Origin of the sequence: Streptomyces sp. CA-111067, from assembly GCF_050956065.1 — a bacterium.
Taxonomy (GTDB): domain Bacteria; phylum Actinomycetota; class Actinomycetes; order Streptomycetales; family Streptomycetaceae; genus Actinacidiphila.
The window spans coordinates 7,850,443-7,868,694 of sequence record NZ_CP192103.1 but is presented as its reverse complement, the minus strand read 5'-3'; the positions used below and the strand labels follow the sequence as shown (position 1 = coordinate 7,868,694).

18 protein-coding genes, 1 tRNA gene and 1 pseudogene are annotated in these 18,252 nt (G+C 71.7%); 12 read left to right on the top strand and 8 right to left on the bottom strand.

The features are described from left to right. Nucleotides 1-339: 339 nt before the first annotated feature. Nucleotides 340-1,008, top strand: coding sequence for a LuxR C-terminal-related transcriptional regulator (locus ACQPW6_RS34775; protein ID WP_433893702.1), 669 nt, complete (start codon nucleotides 340-342; stop codon nucleotides 1,006-1,008). 119 nt (nucleotides 1,009-1,127) lie between these two features. After that, on the top strand, nucleotides 1,128-2,468 hold the full coding sequence (locus ACQPW6_RS34770) for a GDSL-type esterase/lipase family protein (protein ID WP_433893701.1): 1,341 nt from the start codon (nucleotides 1,128-1,130) through the stop codon (nucleotides 2,466-2,468). Between the two features lie 8 nt (nucleotides 2,469-2,476). Here the strand turns inward: ACQPW6_RS34770 and ACQPW6_RS34765 are convergent, their stop codons facing one another. Then, entirely contained in the window at nucleotides 2,477-2,674 is a 198-nt protein-coding gene (locus tag ACQPW6_RS34765) for a hypothetical protein (RefSeq protein ID WP_433893700.1), read from the bottom strand. A gap of 348 nt (nucleotides 2,675-3,022) precedes the next feature. Then, nucleotides 3,023-3,586, bottom strand: a complete 564-nt coding sequence (locus ACQPW6_RS34760; RefSeq protein WP_433893699.1) for a TetR/AcrR family transcriptional regulator — start codon at nucleotides 3,584-3,586, stop codon at nucleotides 3,023-3,025. Between the two features lie 79 nt (nucleotides 3,587-3,665). Between ACQPW6_RS34760 and ACQPW6_RS34755 the strand changes: the two genes are divergently transcribed. The 3 genes from ACQPW6_RS34755 (at nucleotide 3,666) to ACQPW6_RS34745 (ending at nucleotide 5,750) form a co-directional block, all read left to right on the top strand. Further along, on the top strand, nucleotides 3,666-4,424 hold the full coding sequence (locus ACQPW6_RS34755; protein WP_433893698.1) for an alpha/beta fold hydrolase: 759 nt from the start codon (nucleotides 3,666-3,668) through the stop codon (nucleotides 4,422-4,424). 14 nt (nucleotides 4,425-4,438) lie between these two features. After that, nucleotides 4,439-4,990, top strand: a complete 552-nt coding sequence (locus tag ACQPW6_RS34750; protein WP_433893697.1) for a carbonic anhydrase — start codon at nucleotides 4,439-4,441, stop codon at nucleotides 4,988-4,990. Between the two features lie 121 nt (nucleotides 4,991-5,111). Next, nucleotides 5,112-5,750, top strand: a complete 639-nt coding sequence (locus ACQPW6_RS34745; protein WP_433893696.1) for a TetR/AcrR family transcriptional regulator — start codon at nucleotides 5,112-5,114, stop codon at nucleotides 5,748-5,750. 49 nt (nucleotides 5,751-5,799) lie between these two features. Here ACQPW6_RS34745 and ACQPW6_RS34740 read toward each other — a convergent pair whose 3' ends face one another. Then, nucleotides 5,800-7,134, bottom strand: a complete 1,335-nt coding sequence (locus tag ACQPW6_RS34740) for a carotenoid oxygenase family protein (protein ID WP_433893695.1) — start codon at nucleotides 7,132-7,134, stop codon at nucleotides 5,800-5,802. Between the two features lie 10 nt (nucleotides 7,135-7,144). Beyond that, complete coding sequence (locus tag ACQPW6_RS34735; protein ID WP_433893694.1) at nucleotides 7,145-7,621, bottom strand: hypothetical protein; 477 nt, start codon at nucleotides 7,619-7,621, stop codon at nucleotides 7,145-7,147. Nucleotides 7,622-7,862: 241 nt separating this feature from the next. Here ACQPW6_RS34735 and ACQPW6_RS34730 point away from each other — a divergent pair. Next, nucleotides 7,863-7,937: pseudogene (locus ACQPW6_RS34730) on the top strand (hypothetical protein); the annotation flags it as partial. A 97-nt stretch (nucleotides 7,938-8,034) separates the two neighbouring features. Continuing rightward, nucleotides 8,035-8,400, top strand: a complete 366-nt coding sequence (locus tag ACQPW6_RS34725; RefSeq protein WP_433893693.1) for a hypothetical protein — start codon at nucleotides 8,035-8,037, stop codon at nucleotides 8,398-8,400. Between the two features lie 197 nt (nucleotides 8,401-8,597). Here the strand turns inward: ACQPW6_RS34725 and ACQPW6_RS34720 are convergent. Then, a tRNA-Pro gene (locus ACQPW6_RS34720) sits at nucleotides 8,598-8,671 on the bottom strand. Nucleotides 8,672-8,854: 183 nt separating this feature from the next. Here ACQPW6_RS34720 and ACQPW6_RS34715 point away from each other — a divergent pair. Next, nucleotides 8,855-9,145: a YiaA/YiaB family inner membrane protein gene (locus ACQPW6_RS34715; protein WP_433893692.1), complete on the top strand. Its 291-nt coding sequence runs from the start codon at nucleotides 8,855-8,857 to the stop codon at nucleotides 9,143-9,145. A 153-nt stretch (nucleotides 9,146-9,298) separates the two neighbouring features. Here ACQPW6_RS34715 and soxR read toward each other — a convergent pair whose 3' ends face one another. Next, nucleotides 9,299-9,763: a redox-sensitive transcriptional activator SoxR gene (gene soxR, locus ACQPW6_RS34710; protein ID WP_433893691.1), complete on the bottom strand. Its 465-nt coding sequence runs from the start codon at nucleotides 9,761-9,763 to the stop codon at nucleotides 9,299-9,301. Between the two features lie 56 nt (nucleotides 9,764-9,819). Here soxR and ACQPW6_RS34705 point away from each other — a divergent pair, with 56 nt between their 5' ends. Beyond that, nucleotides 9,820-10,536, top strand: coding sequence for a transketolase (locus ACQPW6_RS34705; protein ID WP_433893690.1), 717 nt, complete (start codon nucleotides 9,820-9,822; stop codon nucleotides 10,534-10,536). A gap of 193 nt (nucleotides 10,537-10,729) precedes the next feature. Beyond that, nucleotides 10,730-11,632: a transketolase family protein gene (locus tag ACQPW6_RS34700; RefSeq protein ID WP_433893689.1), complete on the top strand. Its 903-nt coding sequence runs from the start codon at nucleotides 10,730-10,732 to the stop codon at nucleotides 11,630-11,632. Between the two features lie 363 nt (nucleotides 11,633-11,995). Here the strand turns inward: ACQPW6_RS34700 and ACQPW6_RS34695 are convergent, their stop codons facing one another. After that, a complete protein-coding gene (locus tag ACQPW6_RS34695) occupies nucleotides 11,996-12,814 on the bottom strand; it encodes a hypothetical protein (RefSeq protein WP_433893688.1) in 819 nt (272 codons plus the stop codon). 329 nt (nucleotides 12,815-13,143) lie between these two features. On the opposite strand from ACQPW6_RS34695, the gene ACQPW6_RS34690 reads away from it, so the two are divergent. After that, a complete protein-coding gene (locus ACQPW6_RS34690; protein WP_433893687.1) occupies nucleotides 13,144-16,245 on the top strand; it encodes a glycoside hydrolase family 2 TIM barrel-domain containing protein in 3,102 nt (1,033 codons plus the stop codon). After that, on the top strand, nucleotides 16,242-16,871 hold the full coding sequence (locus ACQPW6_RS34685; protein ID WP_433893686.1) for a GNAT family N-acetyltransferase: 630 nt from the start codon (nucleotides 16,242-16,244) through the stop codon (nucleotides 16,869-16,871). The genes ACQPW6_RS34690 and ACQPW6_RS34685 overlap by 4 nt, the downstream gene beginning before the upstream one ends. Here ACQPW6_RS34685 and ACQPW6_RS34680 read toward each other — a convergent pair. Continuing rightward, a complete protein-coding gene (locus tag ACQPW6_RS34680; RefSeq protein ID WP_433893685.1) occupies nucleotides 16,847-18,154 on the bottom strand; it encodes an MBL fold metallo-hydrolase in 1,308 nt (435 codons plus the stop codon). The two genes, ACQPW6_RS34685 and ACQPW6_RS34680, sit on opposite strands and share 25 nt — an antisense overlap. Nucleotides 18,155-18,252 lie beyond the last annotated feature (98 nt).

The window sequence follows — 18,252 nt, the reverse complement described above, 5'->3', positions numbered from 1 at the left end:
GGTGGCTCGATCCTCACCACCGGCGTCGTGAAGCTTCCCGTGCGGCCCTACGACCTGGACGGCGGCTGGGCCGACCGCGAGTCGACGCCCGGCCAGGAGTGGTGAACCGGATCGCGCGCGGCCACGTGTACTGCACGTGGCAACTCTGCTGCTCGCGCTCACCTCGACTTCCGGATGTGCACATGCGGAGGTCACGGAAAACCACATCGGCGGCCCCGGCCGGGTTGCACATCGAAAGTAACGCGAAATGACAACGGTCATATCGCGCCACTCGTGCATTGCCGCCCGCGCAGCCCGGTTGGGCGCGACGCGCCGCAATCACAACTTCAGGAGCGGGATGTGACTCACAAAGCCCAGGTCGCCGTCGTCGAGCACCATGGCCTGATGCGACGAGGACTGGTAGACCTCCTGTCGACAGCAGACGGCCTCGACGTGGTCGCGGCGGTGTCCGAACCCGAGGAACTTCTCACCCTGGACCCGCCGGTGGACGTCATCACCTACGGTCCCGCGCCGGCGAACACGGGCCGACTCGTCGAATCGGTGACGTCTCTCACCGCGTCCGGCCGGGTGCTGCTCGTCGCTGAGTCCGGTGTTCCGGGCCTGTCGGCCGAAGTGCTCGGCGCGGGCGCCTACGGCTGTGTCACCAGGCACTCCGACGACGATGTCCTGATCGCCGCTGTCCGCACCGTCGCGCAAGGCGGCCTGTACCTCTCCCCCGAGTTCGCTCCGCGCCTCCACGCCGATCTGCGTGAACCCCCGGCCGGACCGACGCCGGTGCTGGCACGCCGTGAAATCCAGACAGTCCGCTGGATAGCCGCCGGGCTGACCCACGGTCAGGTAGCCCGCCGAATGAACCTCACCGAGGCCACGGTCAGTACCTACGTCAAGCGCATCAGGAACAAGCTCAACGTGGGAAACAAGGCCGATCTCACCCGCAGAGCCATCGAACTCGGACTGCTCGACGACAGCCCCGACGACGGGGCAAGGCGAACCCCCCACCACGTCTAGGCCGGCGGCAAACCGAGAACGCCCTGCTACTGGACTGGAAGTGAACCTACTCCAGGCTCCATCCGTGACGTCGACGTCAGACGAAGCCAACATTCGCCCGCCTGCAAGGAGCAGCACCCATGATCCGGCATCGAGGTCATGCCCTCATCGCCGCAGTGACGGCACTCGTGTGCGGCATCGCCATCGTGGTGCTCGTCAACCGCGGACACACCGGTAGCCAGACGGCAGCGAGCGGCTCGGGGGTCAGCGGCACCGCCGGATCCGTCTCCTCCGGCCGCTGGGTCGGCGCCTGGACGACGGCGCCGGCCTCCGGTGAGCCGGGCACCGCCGGCGGACGACCCCCGACCTCGATCCGCAACGTCGCGCACATCGGCATCGGCGGCTCGAAGGTCCGGGTCCACCTGTCCAACGAGTTCGGCCTCAAGCCGCTGGAGATCAGCCACGCCACCGTCGCCCTGGCGGCCGGCAACAGCGCCCCCGGCAGCAGCGGCGGCCCCGGTGGCAGTGGGCCCGCTGCCACCGCCGGCAGCATGCACGGGCTGGACTTCGCCGGCAGAGCCTCCGTAGTCGTCCCGGCCGGCGGCACGGTGGTCAGCGATCCGGTGGGGCTGCGGGTCCCGGACTCCAGCGACCTGCTGGTGACGACGTTCTCCCCCCGGGCATCCGGGCTGGTCACCTTCCATCCCAAGGCCCGGCAGACGTCGTACACGGCCAAGGGCGACCACGCCTCCGACACTCCGGGCTCGGCGTTCACCACGAAGACCGCGGTCTGGCAGTACCTGTCCGGCGTGGACACCTGGACCTCCGGCGCCACCGGCTCGGTAGTGGCATTCGGCGACTCCATCACCGCCGGCATCACCTCCACTCCCGACGCCGACCACCGCTGGACCGACTACCTCCAGGACCGGCTGCGCACCACCAAGGGCGCCCCCCGGCTGACTGTGCTCAACCAGGGCATCGGCGGCAACCGGATCCTCACCGACGCCAAGGGAAAGTACGCCGACCAGGGCCTGAGCGCGCTGCACCGGCTGGACCAGGCCATCGACCAGGCCGGAGCCATCGCGCTCGTGGTCGATCTGGGCATCAACGACATCGACGACTCCTCGCACAAGGACGCGGCGCAGGTCGTATCGGGGCTGAAGCAGATCACCGCCCGGGCGCACGCCGACGGGCTGCGGGTGCTCGGCTCGACGCTGAGCCCCTGCGGGGGTCATCGGCAGTGCCTGTCGGCCCAGCAGCAGGTTCGCGAGCAGGTCAACCAGCAGATACGGACGCAGCACGTCTTCGACACGCTGATCGACTTCGACCAGGTGCTGCGCGATCCGTCCCAGCCCAGCCGGCTGCGCAAGGATTACGACTCCGGCGACCACATGCACCCGAGCGACAAGGGCTACCAGGCCATGGCCAACGCCTTCGAGCTCTCCGCTCTGCGGGCCAAGCCGCCCGCGGCCGTCAACTGACGCGTTGGCTACGCGTTGAGGTGGAAGTCCCCCACGTACCACGCCTTGTTGATCTGGACCGTGGAGATGGAGATCTGCAACGTGCTCGGGTCGACCCCCTTGGAGCGGGAGGAGACGATGTCGCTCAACTTGGAGCCGTCCACGACCACGTGGTCTCCCGTCACCTGCCCGGTGCTGCCGTGCGTCACCATGCCGTTCACGGTCACCGTGGCGGGTTTGCTGGGGGGTCCGGCGTGAACGATGCGTGCAGGTTCTTGACCACGGCCGTCTGCACCAGCGCCAGCACCAGCCCCGTGGGTCGGTGGCCCGCTCGATGCGGTGGCCGACGTCGCCGTCGCGGCGGATTGCGATGCGGACGCCGAGTCCTGGTGTTTCGAGGTTGTGCCGGAGCAGCCCGCGAGACACGCCCCCGCCAAGGCGGCCACCAGGGTCAACGCCGCGATGCCCGACCGGTTGGATTTCCCACTCATTGCTTGTTTCAGGCCAAGTCGGCCGCGGCGCCGCGACTGCCGCAGGGCACCGCACCGGCCCGGCCGCCGGTGCGTCCGCCGCGGTCAGTCGGTGAGCCCGAGCAGGTCGCGGCCGGCGCGGATCACGGTCTCGCGGACTTTCTGCGGGTCGTCGAGTTCGGCGGCCGACAGTGCTCCGTCGTGCAGCAGGACCAGCACGCGACCGGCGTAGTCGGGATCGGAGTGCCCGGCCCTCTCGGCGAGGCGGGTCACGGTGTCCTGGAACCAGGCGCGGTGCTCGGCGACCGCCACCCGCACCGGGACGGCGGCGTCGGGATATTCGGCGGAGGCGTTGATGAAGTGGCAGCCGCGGAAACCCGCCGAGCAGGTGACCTGGCCGATGAGTTCCAGCAGCGCGGCGGCGCCCTGCCGCGGGCTCCCCTGGTCGAGGGCGTCGGCGACGGCCGCGCGCAGGTCCGCGTCGGTGGCGCGCAGATAGGCAGCGACGAGGTCTTCCTTCGCGGGGAAGTGCCGGTAGAAGGTCGCCCGGGTCACTCCGGCCTCGGTGACGAGGCGGTCGACCGGCACGGTGTGGATGCCTTCGGTGTAGAAGAGCCGGCGCGCGGTCTCCAGCAGGCGTTCCCGAGGACTCAAAGCGGTGGTGGCCATGTCCCCAGCATAGAGATGGAGACGAGAAGAAGGAACGTTCTGTTGACACTGGCCGCCGATTGCTCCTAGGGTCGGAGCCATGACCAGAACGAACATTCCTTCTCTCAACGACGCACCATCCATCCTGCTCGTGCACGGCGCGCTCACCGACGCCTCGGTGTGGAACGAGGTGACTCGCCGACTGCAGGCCGGCGGCCACACGGTTTCCGCCCCCGCCCTGGCGATGCGCAGCCTCGACAAGGACGCCGCCTACGTCGCGGGAGTCCTTGGCCGGATTCCCGGGCCGGTGGTCCTGGTCGGGCACTCCTACGCCGGCGCGGTCATCTCGCACCCGGCCATCGCCGCCTGCGACAACGTCAAGGCGCTGGTCTTCATCGCGGCCTTCCAGCCCGACGCCGGAGAAGCCGCCGGCGAGCTGAACGAGAAGTTCCCCGGCAGCCTGCTCACCCCCGACAACCTCAACGTCGTACCGAACCCGAACGGTGGCCAGGACCTGACACTGCGCCCCGAACGCTTCGCCGAGGTCTACGCAGCTGACGTCGACCGCGCGCACGCCGCGGTCATGGCCGCGAGCCAGCGGCCGGTCGAACCAGGCGTGCTCGGCCAGCAGCTGCCAGGCGAACCGGCCTGGCGAACCCTTCCCTCATGGGCACTGGTCTCCACCAGCGACCGTTCGCTGCCGCCGGCGATCCTGCGCTTCATGGCCGAGCGGGCCGGCTCCCACGTCGTCAAGGTCGACTCCTCGCACGCCGCGCCGGTCTCCCAACCCGCCGCCGTCACCGACCTCATCCTCCAGGCCGTCAACACGTCCGCGTCCGCCGACGCCATCTCCCACTGATCGGAGCCGTCAGTATGTCCTCCCCCTCGAACTTCGCCGTCTTCCAGGAGCGGAACGCCCGATTCGCGGCCACCGACGCCAAGAAGAAGGTCCCCGAGATCCCGTTCATCCCCTTCAAGCAGGTGTATGTCATCACGTGCGTCGACCCGCGCGTGGAACCGGCGGCGATCCTGGGTGTCGAACTCGGCGAGGCCATCGTCGCCCGCAACATCGGCGGCCGGATCACCCCGTCAGTCATCAAGGATCTGCTCTGGATCTGTCATCTGCACGAGGAGAAGACCCCCGACGCGGACTGGTTCGAGGTCGCGGTCATCCACCACACCGACTGCGGCTCCGGGCTGTTCGCCGACGAGGAACTGCGCCGCGGGTACGCCGCCCGCGGCGGCCACGACGAGCAGACCGCGGCCGACATGGCCGTCCTGGACCCCGCCAAGACCGTGCAGCAGGACATCGAACTGCTGCGCGCGGCCCCCGAGTTGGCCTCAAGCATCGACAGCTTCAAGATCGGTGGACACGCCTACGACCTGACCACCGGCCAGGTCACCACCGTCGTCGATCCCAGCTGAGCCAGCCCGCTTCCCCTCGATCCCGGGCGCCCGCACCCACGGGCGCTCGGGATCACTCATGCGTGGGGTGGCGTTCACCGCTTCTTGACATAATTCTCACTATATAAATAAAGTTTCCTATATGAGAGACGATGAAGCGCGTCCCCGGCGCCTGACCCGGGCGGAGACCAAGGCTCGTACCCGGGCCCTGCTGCTGGACGCCGCCGCGAAGGTGTTCGCCCGCAAGGGATTCGCCGGAGCGTCCGTCGAGGACATCGCGGAGAGCGCCGGCTTCTCCATCGGCGCGCTGTACTCGAACTTCTCCGGCAAGGACGAGGTGTTCATCGAGCTCCTCTCCAGCCGGAACAGCAGCCGCCTCACCGAGGGCGCCGCACTCGTGTCCGAGAACAGCGACAGCATCCAGGACCTCCAGACCGCGATGTCCCGGTACCTGATCGAAGTCGCCGACAAGGACATGGACCTCGCAGCGCTCCAGGCCGAGTTCTGGCTGTACGCGATCCGCCGGCCCGAGTTCCAGAAAAGCCTCGCCGCACAGTTCCGCTCCAACCGGGACGAGCTCGCCGCCGTGCTGGCCGCGCGCGCCGACAAGCGCGACCAAGTCGTCGACGCGGCCCTCGACAATGTCGCCACCGTCCTGCTGGCCATGTTCCAAGGACTCGTCCAACTGCGCCGTACCGACCCGGCACTGGTCCCCGACGACCTCTACGGCGATGCCGCCCACTGGCTGTTCGCCGGCCTGAACGCGACGCGCGAGGAATGACACCGCACCCCGGTCCACCCGCGCCGGGTCCTATGGTGACGCCGGACGGTCAGGTGGTGGCCGGGTCCGGGTCGGGCAGCCAGTTGCCGTGGAAGCCGAAGGGGACGCGGCGTGGGAGGTGAACGGTGGCGACGGGTGCGGCGGTGGGGTCGGCGGAGTCGAGGATGACCAGGTCGCTGCTGTCGCGGGCCGGGTCGTACACGTAGGTCATCAGCCATCCCGCGCCACCGGGCTGGCCGTCGGCGGGCGCGAAGGCCGCCTCGCTCGGACGCTGCCCCGGCTCGAACCGGTGCTGCACCACGTTTCCGGTGTGCAGGTCGTAGCGCAGCAGCACACCGGTGTGCTGGGTGTCAGGTTCGGCGGATGTGGTGATGGCGTGGCCGTAGCGTGCGTCGAGACCGGCCAGGCGGTCGTCGATCCGCGGGAACTCGCAGTCCCGGTCGTCGATCTGCTCCTCGGAGACAATGCCCGTCGCCAGGTCGACCACCCACCGCCACAGCGTGCCCGGCTGGTCGAACTTCTGGTTGTCGCGCCACAGTTCCCGGTACCGCACCACCGTGAGCACGATCCGGTCGCCGACCTCGTGCGAGTTCAGCGTGTGGAAGACATAGCAGGGGTCGACGGTGAACCAGCGGATCGCGCCGTGCGGGTCGTCGCGGCGCAGCACACCCAGCCGTGCTCCGTAGGTGTCGCTCCAGTGGTACGGCATCGCGCCGCCCCCTTGGGCGCGTTCCCGGTCGAACACCACCGGCAGGTCCATGAACACCACGTGCCGCGATGTCAGCGCGAAGTCGTGCATCATCGTCGGCCCGACCTCCTCCACCGGCCGGCTGACCACCAGATTCCCGCCCGCGTCCGCGCGGTGATACGTCAGGTACGGCGCCTCGGTCGCGTGGTAGCCGAAGAAGTGCATCTCGTTGGTGGTCGGGCACACCTTCGGGTGCGCGGTCATCGGCGTGTTCAGCCGACCCTCGAAGTCATACGGCCCGACCGTGTCAAGGTCGGGTTCGAGCGCGTAGGGCAGCGACGACTCCACCAACGCCAGGGTGTGCCCGGCGTGCCGGACGATGTGGGTGTTGGCCGCTCCCGCGGTCAGATCCCGACGCCCGTCCGCTGTCCGGGGCGGCCGGCCCTGAAGGAGCAGCGAGGTGCGCACCCACCGGTTGCGGTACGACGCGGCCCGGCCGTTCTCCAACCGCACCCCGTGCACCATGCCATCGCCGGAGAACCAGTGGCCCGACGCCGCACTGTGCGGATTGGGCCCGTTGCGCACGTACCAGCCGGCCAGTTCCGGCGGAATGGTTCCTTCGGTCTTCAGTTCGTAGGAGGTGATCTCGTCAGTGACGGGTGCGTAGTTTCCCGCCAGATAGGGGGGTGGTTTCATCACAGGCTCCTCAGCTGGTGCAGGGTCGGATGGGACGGCGCGCCCGGTCACGACGTGAGGTCGAGAAGGGGCGGGGCGGGGCGTGGAGCCCGGTGAACAGCCAGTGGACGGCTTCGCCGTAGAGGGCCTCGGGGACCAGTTCCGGGTCGATGCGACGAACCTGGACGAGCTCTTGGAGCAGGGCCATCACGACCGTGGCGACATCGTCGAAGCGGCTGTCGCCCAGCGGGCCCAGCACCACGACTGCCAGGCCGAGACCAACCGCGACGTGCAGCGGGGCGTTGCCGACCGAGTCCTTGGTCCGGTCCTGAACCACGGCCGCGACCACGACCAGAGCCCCCTTCGACGCGACCAGCGCGACCAGGTGCACCTCGACGGACCTGCGCTTGAGCCTGGCCTTCAGCACCGCCATCAGGACCGTGAAGACGGCCACGGTGCGCAGCACCTCCTCCCACCCACCAGAGGACGGCGGGCGCGGATCCGTCACTTACGTAGGAGAACGTACTCAGATAGCAATCACTATGTCAACAATGATTCCGCGGTCACGATGCCGGGCCTCCGGTGTCGCAGGCCGCTGACACGAGGACGGCCGGGCGCTTCTGGCCACGCCCCTGTTCGGGCGTCCAAGGGGGTCCCGCGAACCGGCGCGGACACCCCTTGGCCATCGCGGTGGGAATCGGGGTTCGCGAGATCTCTTCCGGGGCCGCATCCACGACGACGCCGAACTGATGGCCGCGGTCAAGGCGGACGGCTTCGGCCACGGCGCCTGCGCGGTGGCCCGGACCGCGCTGGGCAACGGCGCCGACCGGCTCGGGGTCACGTCGGTCGCCGAGGCGGCCGCGCTTCGGCTGAAAGGGCAAGACCGGCCGCCGCGTTCCGCTCATCGAGGAAGTACGACCGATGATCGCCCAGCGCGTCCTCGCCGCCCGCAGCCGGCCGGATGCCCGGCTGTTCACCGGACCACGCGGCGGACGCATCACCACCGCCGTGCTGCGCGACGCCACCCACTGGGACGAGGTCGTCAGCGATCCCGGCTACGAGCACCTGCACCACACCGGCCTGACGTGGATGGCCGACGCCGGAGTCCCCCTGCACGTCCTGCGGTTGATCGCAGGACACGGCTTCCTCACCACCACCCAGCGCTACCTCCACCCCGACCTGCACTCCGTCGTCCGCGCCAGCCACACCCTCAGCGCCCACCTGACCCCCAAGCCCGACCTGCCACCGCCCCCGCCGACGTCCTCGACGAGACTCCGGGGATTGTAGGAAATAGACAACCGAGCGCCGGACGAGGGCGGCTTCCAATCGAGCTGAAAACAGGCTGACCTGCGGCTTTTTCCGAGGCGTGGTCCCCAATTGGTCCCCAGGACCCTGACGTGCCATCACCTGGGAATGGCTACCGACAACATAAAAGGACCCGCTGACCTGGCTGAATGCCAGTGCAGCGGGTCCTTCTCGTACCGTCGGGACGACAGGATTTGAACCTGCGACCCCCTGACCCCCAGTCAGGTGCGCTACCAAGCTGCGCCACGTCCCGATGCCCGGTCGGATTGCGGGGTGAGACCCGTTTGACCGCGCAGCAGAACAATACCGCACCGGGAGTGATGTTCGCTCGCACCCGGTTCGCGGTCCGGGGGTGGGGGCCGGGTGAGGACCGGGGACGGGCGGGGTGAGTAGCGGTACTCATGTGGGGGCGCGCCGCGGGCGGGATGGTGGGGGCATGACGAAGCCGATTCATCAGCAGACGACCGCGGCTTATGCCGCGCAGGCGGCCATCTCGTTCGGGTTGGCGCTGGGAGCGATGGTGGTGGGCGTGGCCTACCTGCCGGTCAACGGGTGGGTTCGGGCGTTCTTGGGGGTGGGGCTGCTGTATCTGGTGTCGGCGACGTTCACGTTGTCGAAAGTGGTTCGGGACCGGCAGGAGGTGGGGCAGGTGGTGAGCCGGGTGGATCAGGCGCGGCTGGACAAGCTGCTCGCCGAGCACGATCCCTTCAAGGTCGAGGGCGTGTGAGCCGAGGGGTACGGGGTACGGATCGGTGACCGGACGGGCGCACGGCGTCACGTCCGGTCATCGTTTCATCGGCCGGCCGCCCAGCTCGGGCACCGGTACGCCGGCTCGTCGCCCAGCCCGCTCATCGTTTCGCCGGCTCGTCTCCCAGCCCACTCATCGTTTCGCCGGCTCGTCTCCCAGCAGGTAGCGGGCCCCGGAGCCGCGCTCGGCCGCGGTGTCCTGGGTGTTGTAGAGGCCGCAGCGGGTGAGGGACAGGCAGCCGCAGCCGACGCAGCCGGTCAGCGCGTCCTTGAGCCGTTGCAGCTCGGCGATCTGGTCGTCGATCCGGTGCTCCCAGGTGCGGGCGACCCGGCTCCACTCGTTGGCGTGCGGGACGTGGTCCACCGGCAGCCGGGCGAGCGACTCGCCGACCTCCTCCAGCGTCAGGCCGATCCGCTGGGCGGCCCGGATGAAGGCGAGCCGGCGCAGGGTGGCCCGCCGGTAGCGGCGCTGGCCGCCCGACGTGCGCTCCGAGCCGATCAGGCCGAGTTCCTCGTAGTAGCGCAGCGCGGACGCGGCGAGGCCGCTGCGGGCGGCGAGCTCGCCGATCGGCAGCAGGTCGCGGCTGGAGAGCGTCATACGGTCAGAGGATAGCGCTTGACTTCAAGTCGGCTTGAGGTTGCACAGTCGGGAGCATGACGAAGACACCGATGCCGGCCGCCGCGGCGGACACCGCGTACGGATACGCCGACCTGCGGACCCTGATGTCCCGGATGACCGGCGACGAGAAGCACGGCCCGGCCGCCACCTCGACCCTCGACGTGCTGTGGGTGCTCTACGACCGGGTGCTGCGGGTGTCCGCGGCCGACCCGGAGGGCCCGGAGCGGGACCGGTTCCTGCTGTCCAAGGGCCACGGGCCGATGGCGTACTACGCGGTGCTCACGGCGAAGGGCTTCATCCCGGAGGACTGGCTCGACGGCTTCGGCGCGTTCGACTCCCCGCTCGGCTACCACCCCGACCGCACGCTGGTGCCGGGCGTGGAGATCGGGTCCGGGTCGCTCGGCCACGGGCTGCCGCTGGCCGTCGGCACGGCGCTCGGCCTGCGGGCGCAGGGGCTCACCGACCCCCGGGTGTGGGTGCTGGTCGGGGACGCGGAGATGGACGAGGGCAGCAACCACGAGGCGGTGCAGTTCGCCGGCGCGGTGGGCCTGGACCAGCTGAACGTGGTGGCGGTGGACAACCAGTCGGCCACCTACGGCTGGCCCGGCGGGCTGGCCTCGCGCTTCGCCGCCGAGGGCTGGTCGGCCACGACCGTGGACGGCCGGGACCACGAGGCGCTCTACGAGGCGTTCAGCGCGCCGCACCCGGGCCGGCCGCACGCCGTCGTGGCGGTCGTCCCGCCGAAGGACTGAGCCCGCCGGGCCGCGCCGCCGTACCCGGCGCGGGCCCCCGCACCGACGCAAGCGGCAGGCGCAAGGCCGCCGCACCTCCCCCACGAGCGGCAGGCGCAAGGCCGCCGCACCTCCCCCACGAGCGGCAGGCGCAGGCCGCCGCACCTCCCCGTACGCCACGCCGAGACCAGAGCACAGAACAGGGGCCACCTCCATGGACACGATGCGGGACCGATTCGCCACCGTCACCACCGAGCTGCTCGACGACGACCCGCGGCTGGCGGTCGTCCTCGCGGTGATCTCCGGCGAGCGCTTCAAGGACGCCGCGCGTGCTCATCCGGACCGGGTGATCGACGTCGGGATCCGCGAACAGCTGCTGGTGGGCGCGGCCGGCGGGGTCGCGCTCAGCGGGCTGCGGCCGATCGCGCACAGCTTCGCGACGTTCCTGGTCGAGCGGCCCTTCGAGCAGGTGAAGCTGGACATCACGCACCAGGACGTCGGCGCGGTGCTGGTCAGCGCGGGGGCGTCCTACGACGTGGCCGCGGGCGGCCGCACCCACCAGTCCCCCGGCGACGTGGCGCTGCTCGACACGCTGGACGGCTGGACGGTGCATGTGCCCGGCCACCCCGACGAGGCGGAGGCGCTGCTGCGGCACGCGGCGGCGGACGGCGACAGCCGCGTCTACCTGCGGCTCAGCGAGCAGTCGAACGTGGCAGCCCGGCCGGTGTCCCCCGGCCGCTTCGAGGTCCTGCGCGAGGGCCGGACCGGGGTGGTGCTCGCGGTCGGCCCGATGCTGGACGCCACGGTCGAGGCGATGGCGGAGCGGGACGTGACCGTGCTCTACGCGTCGACGGTACGGCCGTTCGACGCGGCGACCGTCCGGGAGGCGACGGCCAGGACCGCAGCGGCCGACCTCGTGATCGTGGAGCCGTACCTCACGGGCACGTCGGCGGCCTTCGCGAACGAGGCCCTGGCCGGCTCCCCGCACCGGGTGCTGTCCCTCGGCACGAGGCGAGCCGAGCTGCGGCACTACGGCAGCTGGCAGGAGCACGTGACGGCACACGGGCTGGACGCGGCGGGGCTGCGGGAGCGAGTCGACGCTTTTCTGGGGGCGTAGCCGAGGGGTGGGTACGCCGGGCGGCGACGCGGAGGCGAGGGGGCACACCCCGGGGTCCGGGGTGTGGGCCGGGCCCCCGGCCGGGGCACGGCGCGGCACCCGGACGCCGCGCCACGATGCGGACGCTGGGGCACACGCCCCGAGGCAGGGCTCGGCACCCGGACGCCGTGCCCGGACGCGGAAGGCACACCCCGGGCCCGAGCGGCGGCCGGGCCCCACGGCCGGGGCGCACACTGCACCCTGGGCACGGAGCCGCAGCGCGAGCACCCCGCTGGAACGGTACGTCCGCCCGCCCGCCCCGTCCCGGGCTATGCGGCTGCCCCTCGCCTGGCCGCGAGCTACTTCGCCGGGCCGGGAGCCCGGCTACTTTGCCGGCTCGGCGCCCGGGCCGCCCGCCGGATTCCCCGGATCGGGATCGGGATCGGGATCCGGCTCCGGCTCGCCGGCCGGCTTCCTCGGGCCGGGATCGTGTTTCGGCCGGGCACCCGGCTTGCCGGCACCCGCGCCCGGCCCCGGCCCGGCCGCCGGCTTCCCCGGGCCGGGAGCCGGCTCCTCCAGCGTCACTCCGACCGCCGCCTGCGCCCCGGGGTCCTCGCCCGTGTCCGCCGCCGCACCCGCCGTCGCGCCGGCGCCCGGACCGTCGGCCGGGGCGCCGTCCGCCGGGGACGTGGACGGCGGGCCCACGCCCGTCGTCACTGTCGCCGAGCTGCGCGATGCCGCGTGGCGTCGCGCGTCGTCCGCGCTGTTCTGGGCGCCCAGGGAGGCGAAGTAGAAGCCCGCCACGGTGGCGAGGACCGTCATCAGTGAGGTCACGATCGTCTTGCGCAGGTCGCCGGAGTCCGCGCCGGACGAGAGCATGGCCACCGCCAGTGCGAAGCCGACCAGCGTGAGGATCAGCACTGCGATGATGCTGCGGGTCAGCCCGCGCACCCCGCGCGGCTCGCGGAGGTCGCGCAGGAAGTCCCTGACCTCGCTGTCGGTCGCGGCCTGGTCGATCAGCTTGTCGGTGAGCTGCTGCCGCCACGCCGTGGCCCTGCGGACGTCCATGATCATCGGGATCACCGCGATGACCGCGATCACCACCACCACTACGGCGATCAGTAAGAAGGCCGAGCCGCCCTTGAGTCCGCTGATCGGCTCCGCCGCCAGATCCGCCACGGCGTGAGCGGGTGCGTACGTCATCACGAGGTCCCCCCTGTGCCTGTCGGGGCGGGCAGGATCGCAGCGGCGCGACCGGCCGGTCAAGTCGGATCGCCCGAAGCGCGCGGCCCAAGTCCGGTGCGTAGAACGGCCGTTCGGCTGGCCGAGGCGGCCCGGCAGCCGTCCCGGGCCACGGGGTCCGCGCCGTGGAGGGCCCGGCCGCCGCACCACCCCGCCCCACGGCACCCCGCCCGGACATGATTCGGTGATCAGAGCACCTGGCGGCCCGCCCCCCGGATCAGCAGAATCGGTTCCGCGGGCACCCCGGGCGCCCGGACACCAGCGTTGCCAGCAGACCGAGGAGCACCACGATGCAGCAGGCGGCACCGACCGAGGCACTCCCGTACTACGAGGACGTGTCCCCGGGGACGGGAGCGCTCCCGCCGCGCGCCTGGTGGTCGGTCTCCGACGCCCGCCGGGTCAACCTCGGCGGCGCCTGGCGCTTCCGGCTGTCGCCCACCGCGGACGCCGCCGACGACTCCTTCGCCCGCCCCGGCTTCGACGCCGGGCGCTGGGACGTGCTGCCGGTGCCCTCGCACTGGCCGTTGCAGGGGCACGGGCAGCCCGCCTACACCAACGTCCGCTATCCGTTCCCGATCGACCCGCCGCACGTGCCGACCGAGAACCCGACGGGCGACCACCTGCGGATGTTCGACCTGCCTGACGACTGGCCGGGCGGCGCGGCGGTGCTGCGCTTCGACGGCGTGGAGTCCTGCGCCCGGGTGTGGCTGAACGGCATCGAGCTCGGCACGTTCAAGGGCAGCAGGCTGCCGGTGGAGTTCGAGGTCGGCGAGCGCTTGCGCCCGCGCGGCAACGTGCTGGCGGTGCGCGTGCACCAGTGGTCGTCGGGGAGTTACCTGGAGGACCAGGACATGTGGTGGCTGCCCGGCATCTTCCGGGACGTCACCCTGATCGAGCGGCCGGAGGGCGCGGTCACCGACTTCTTCGTGCACTGCGGCTACGACCACACCACCGGCGAGGGCACGCTGCGGGTGGACTGCGAGCCCGGCGGCACCGTCACCGTGCCGGAGCTGGGCCTCGACATCCCGACCGGCGAGCAGGTGACCGTCCCCGCGCAGCCGTGGTCGGCGGAGCTGCCCCGGCTGTACGACGCGGAACTGGCCACCGAGGGCGAGCGGATACCGCTGCGGATCGGCTTCCGCACAGTGGCCGTCGAGGACGGGGTGCTCAAGGTCAACGGCCGCCGCATCCTGCTGCGCGGGGTCAACCGGCACGAGTTCGACCCCGACCACGGCCGCACCCTGGACCTGGAGACGATGCGCCGCGACCTGCTGCTGATGAAGCAGCACAACATCAACGCGGTGCGCACCAGCCACTATCCGCCGCATCCGGCGTTCCTCGACCTGTGCGACGAGCTGGGCGTGTGGGTGGTGGACGAGTGCGACCTGGAGACGCACGGCTTCATCGAGGTCGGCTGGCGCGGCAACCCGGTGGCCGACGAGCGCTGGACGCCGGCGCTGCTGGACCGGGCGGCCCGGATGGTGGAGCGGGACAAGAACCACCCGTCGGTCGTCATGTGGTCGCTGGGCAACGAGTGCGGCACCGGTGCCGGGCTCTCCGCGATGGCCGGCTGGATCAGGGACCGCGACCCGGCCCGGCCGATCCACTACGAGGGCGACTGGTCGTGCGCCGACACGGACGTCTACTCGCGGATGTACGCCGACCACGAGGAGTCCGAGCTGATCGGGCAGCGCGCCGAACTCCCGCTGGACGACGAGAAGGCGGACGCGCGGCGCCGCCGACTCCCGTTCATTCTCTGCGAGTACGCGCACGCGATGGGCAACGGGCCCGGCGGGCTGTCGGAGTACCAGCGGATCTTCGCGTCGTACGAGCGCTGCCAGGGCGGTTTCGTCTGGGAGTGGATCGACCACGGGCTGCGCCGCCGCACCGCCGACGGCACACCGTACTTCGCGTACGGCGGGGACTTCGGCGAGGAGCTGCACGACGGCAACTTCGTCTGCGACGGGCTGGTGTTCCCCGACCGCACGCCGTCGCCCGGCCTGGTGGAGTACAAGAAGGTCATCGAGCCGGTCAGGATCGAGGGCGACCCGCGGCGCGGCGTCGTCACCGTCACCAACCTCCATGACTTCGCGGACCTTTCGGGGATCGCCTTCCGCTGGACGTACGCCGTGGCGGGCGTGGTCAGCGACCAGGGGAAGCTGGAGGCACCGCAGTTGGCGCCCGGTGAGAGCGCCGAGCTCGAACTGCCGCTGATGCCCCGGATGCCGCAGTCGGCCGTGGCTGAGGAGGCGTGGTGGACGGTGCGGGCGGTGCTCGCCGAGGACACCGCGTGGGCGCCGACCGGACACGAGGTCGCCTGGGCGCAGTTCGCGCCCGCGCCCGGGTCCACCGCGAGCGCGGGCACCGGGACCCGGGTGCGGCGCGGCACCGTGCACCGGCCGCGGCTGGTGGAGGGCGGCATGGTGGTGCTCGGCCCCGGCACCTTCGACGCGGCGTCCGGCGCCCTCAACTACCTCGGCGGCGCCGCCGTCGCCGGTCCCGCGCTCGACGTGTGGCGCGCGCCGACCGACAACGACCGCGGCCTGGACGGGAATCCGCCGCGCTCGCTCGAGGAGCGGTGGCGGGAGGCGGGGCTGCACCGGATGCGGCACCGGATCGAGTCGGTGACCGTCGGCGAGGACCGGCTGACCGTGGCCACCCGGGTCGGGCCGGCATCCTCCGACCTGGCGCTGCGCACCGTCTACCACTGGTCCGCGACCGGCGAACGGCTGCGGCTGGACGTCGAGGTCGTCCCGGTGGGCGACTGGCGGCTGCCGCTGCCCCGGCTCGGGGTGCGGATGGGCCTGTGCCCGACGCTCGACGCGATCGACTGGTTCGGCGGCGGCCCCGGCGAGGCGTACCCGGACACCCGTGCCGCGTCCCGGATCGGCCGCTACTCCAGCACCGTGGACGCGCTCCAGACCCCGTACGTCAGGCCGCAGGAGAACGGCGCCCGGGCCGACGTCCGCTGGGCGGAGCTGCGCAGGGCGGACGGCACCGGGATGCGGGTGGAGGGCGCGCCGCCGTTCTGGCTGACCGCGCGGACGCTGAGCACACCGGAGCTCGACGCGGCCGAGCACACCTACGACCTGGCCAGGTCCGACACGCTGTGGCTGCACCTGGACCACGCGCTGCACGGCATCGGCACCAAGTCCTGCGGGCCCGGCGTGCTGCCGCAGCACCAACTGGCCGCCGCACCGGCCGCGTTCTCCTTCACCTTCACCCAACTGGCGCGCCGCCCCGGCGCTGCCGACGTACTCGGCGACACCGAGCACCTCGACGGCCCGCGCGGCGACGGCGGTTCGCGGCACGACGGCGGCCCCGCCGATCCGCGCGATCCGCTCGACGCCGCCGCGGGACCGATCGACTTCACGCACCTGGAGCAGCAGTGACCAGCGCCATCAGGCCGTACCGGCCCAGCGATCTGCCCGCCCTGTACGAGATCTGCCTGCGCACCGGCGCGGCCGGCGACGACGCCAGCGACGCGTACCCGCGGGCCGACCACGACCTGCTCGGGACGATCTTCGCGGCACCGTACGCCGTGCTGGAGCCCGAACTGGCCTTCGTGGTCGACGACGGGACCGGGCAGGCGGTCGGCTACGTGCTGGGGACGGCCGACACCGCGCGCTTCGCGGAGCGGTTCCGCGACGAGTGGCTGCCGCAGGTCGGCGGCCGCTATCCGGAGCCGGCCGGCGAACCGGCCACCGCCAGCGAGGGGATGGCGGTGCTGCTGCACCACCCGGAGCGGATGGTGGACCCGGAGCTGGCCGGCTACCCGGCGCACCTGCACATCGATGTGCTGCCGGAGTTCCAACGGTCGGGCCACGGGCGGGAGTTGATCAACGTGTTCGTGGGCGCGCTGGCGGAGCAGGGGGTGCCGGCCGTGCACCTGGGGATGCTGACGGCCAACACCCGCGCCCGGGCCTTCTACGACCGGCTCGGCTTCCACGAGATTCCGGTGCCCGACCCGGGCGAACTGACCTACCTGGGACGTTACGTGGGGCGCGCCACCTCGTAGTCGCCGCCCACACCGTCGGAACCGTCCGAGTCGGCGGCGGCGTTCGCGTCGGCCGAACTGTCGCCGCCGGCCGGGGATTTCGCGGCGGCCGCGCCCGTCCCGCCGGCCGGGGCCTCCGGCGCCGCTGCCGTCGCCGGTACCCGCACCGGTTGCGGCTGCGCCGGCCAGCCACCCGCCGGGCGGACCGCGACCTCCCGCCACCACCAGTCGTCCGGCTGCGGGTCGGCGGGCTCGAACGGCGCGCCCGGCCGCGGGGTGGCGATCTTCGCGCCGGCCTCGCGGGCGGCGGCCACCGTGCCCTCGGCCGGCTCGGCCCACGGGTGCTGCGCCAGGTTGAAGGTGCCCCAGTGGATCGGCATCATCGTGCCGGCCGGCTCGCCGCCCGACAGGTCGACATGCGCCCGCATGCCCTCTTCCGGGGTCATGTGGATGTCGGGCCAGAACTCGCTGTAGGCGCCGATCTGGATCATCGTGGCGTCGAACGGCCCGTGCTCGGCGCCGATCTCGGCGAAGCCGGGGAAGTAGCCGGTGTCACCGCTGTGGAAGATCCGGTGGGTGCCGTCGGTGACCGCCCAGGACGCCCACAGGGTCTGCTGCCGGCCGCGCAGGCCGCGCCCGCAGAAGTGCCGGGCGGGGGTGGCGGTCAGGGTCAGCCCGGCGATCTCGGTGGACTCGTTCCAGTCGAGCTCGCGCAGCCGCTCCGGCGGTACGCCCCAGTGCTCCAGGTGCGCGCCGACGCCCAGCGGCACCGCGAAGACGACGTCGCTGCGCACCAGCGCCAGGATCGACGGCATGTCCAGGTGGTCGTAGTGGTCGTGCGAGATCACCACCGCGTCAAGACCGGTCAGCGACTCCAGCGGCACCGGGGTGGGGTGCACCCGCTTGGGGCCCGCGAAGGAGAACGGCGAACATCGCTCGCCCCAGACCGGGTCGAACAGCACCCGCCGGCCGCCGATCTCGGCGAGCACCGAGGAGTGCCCCATCCAGGTCAGCCGCAGCCCGGAGGCCGGCGGCCTGGCGATGTCGGCGAGCGTGGTGGGGTGCAGCGGGACGGGCCTGGCCGGCTTGCGGGACAGCCTGGCCTCTTTGCGCATGTTCTCCGGCAGCGACTTGATCAGGCCGCCGGTGGGCACCGTGCGGGCGCCCACCGGGTTGACGAAGGCGCCGTCCTTGTAATTGGGCGACCGATGGATGCGGTCGAGACGCGCGCCCACCGGGTCCGCGCCGAACGGCGCGGGGCGCAATTGCACGAGTCGGGACGACTGTCGGCCTGCGCCGGTCACGGGGTCCTCCAGGCGGTTTGTCGAACGGCGGGGTTTCCGCCGTTTCCATTATGCGGCGACCTCCCGGCGGGCCGCGGGGACGGGCGGCCGGCCGCTGC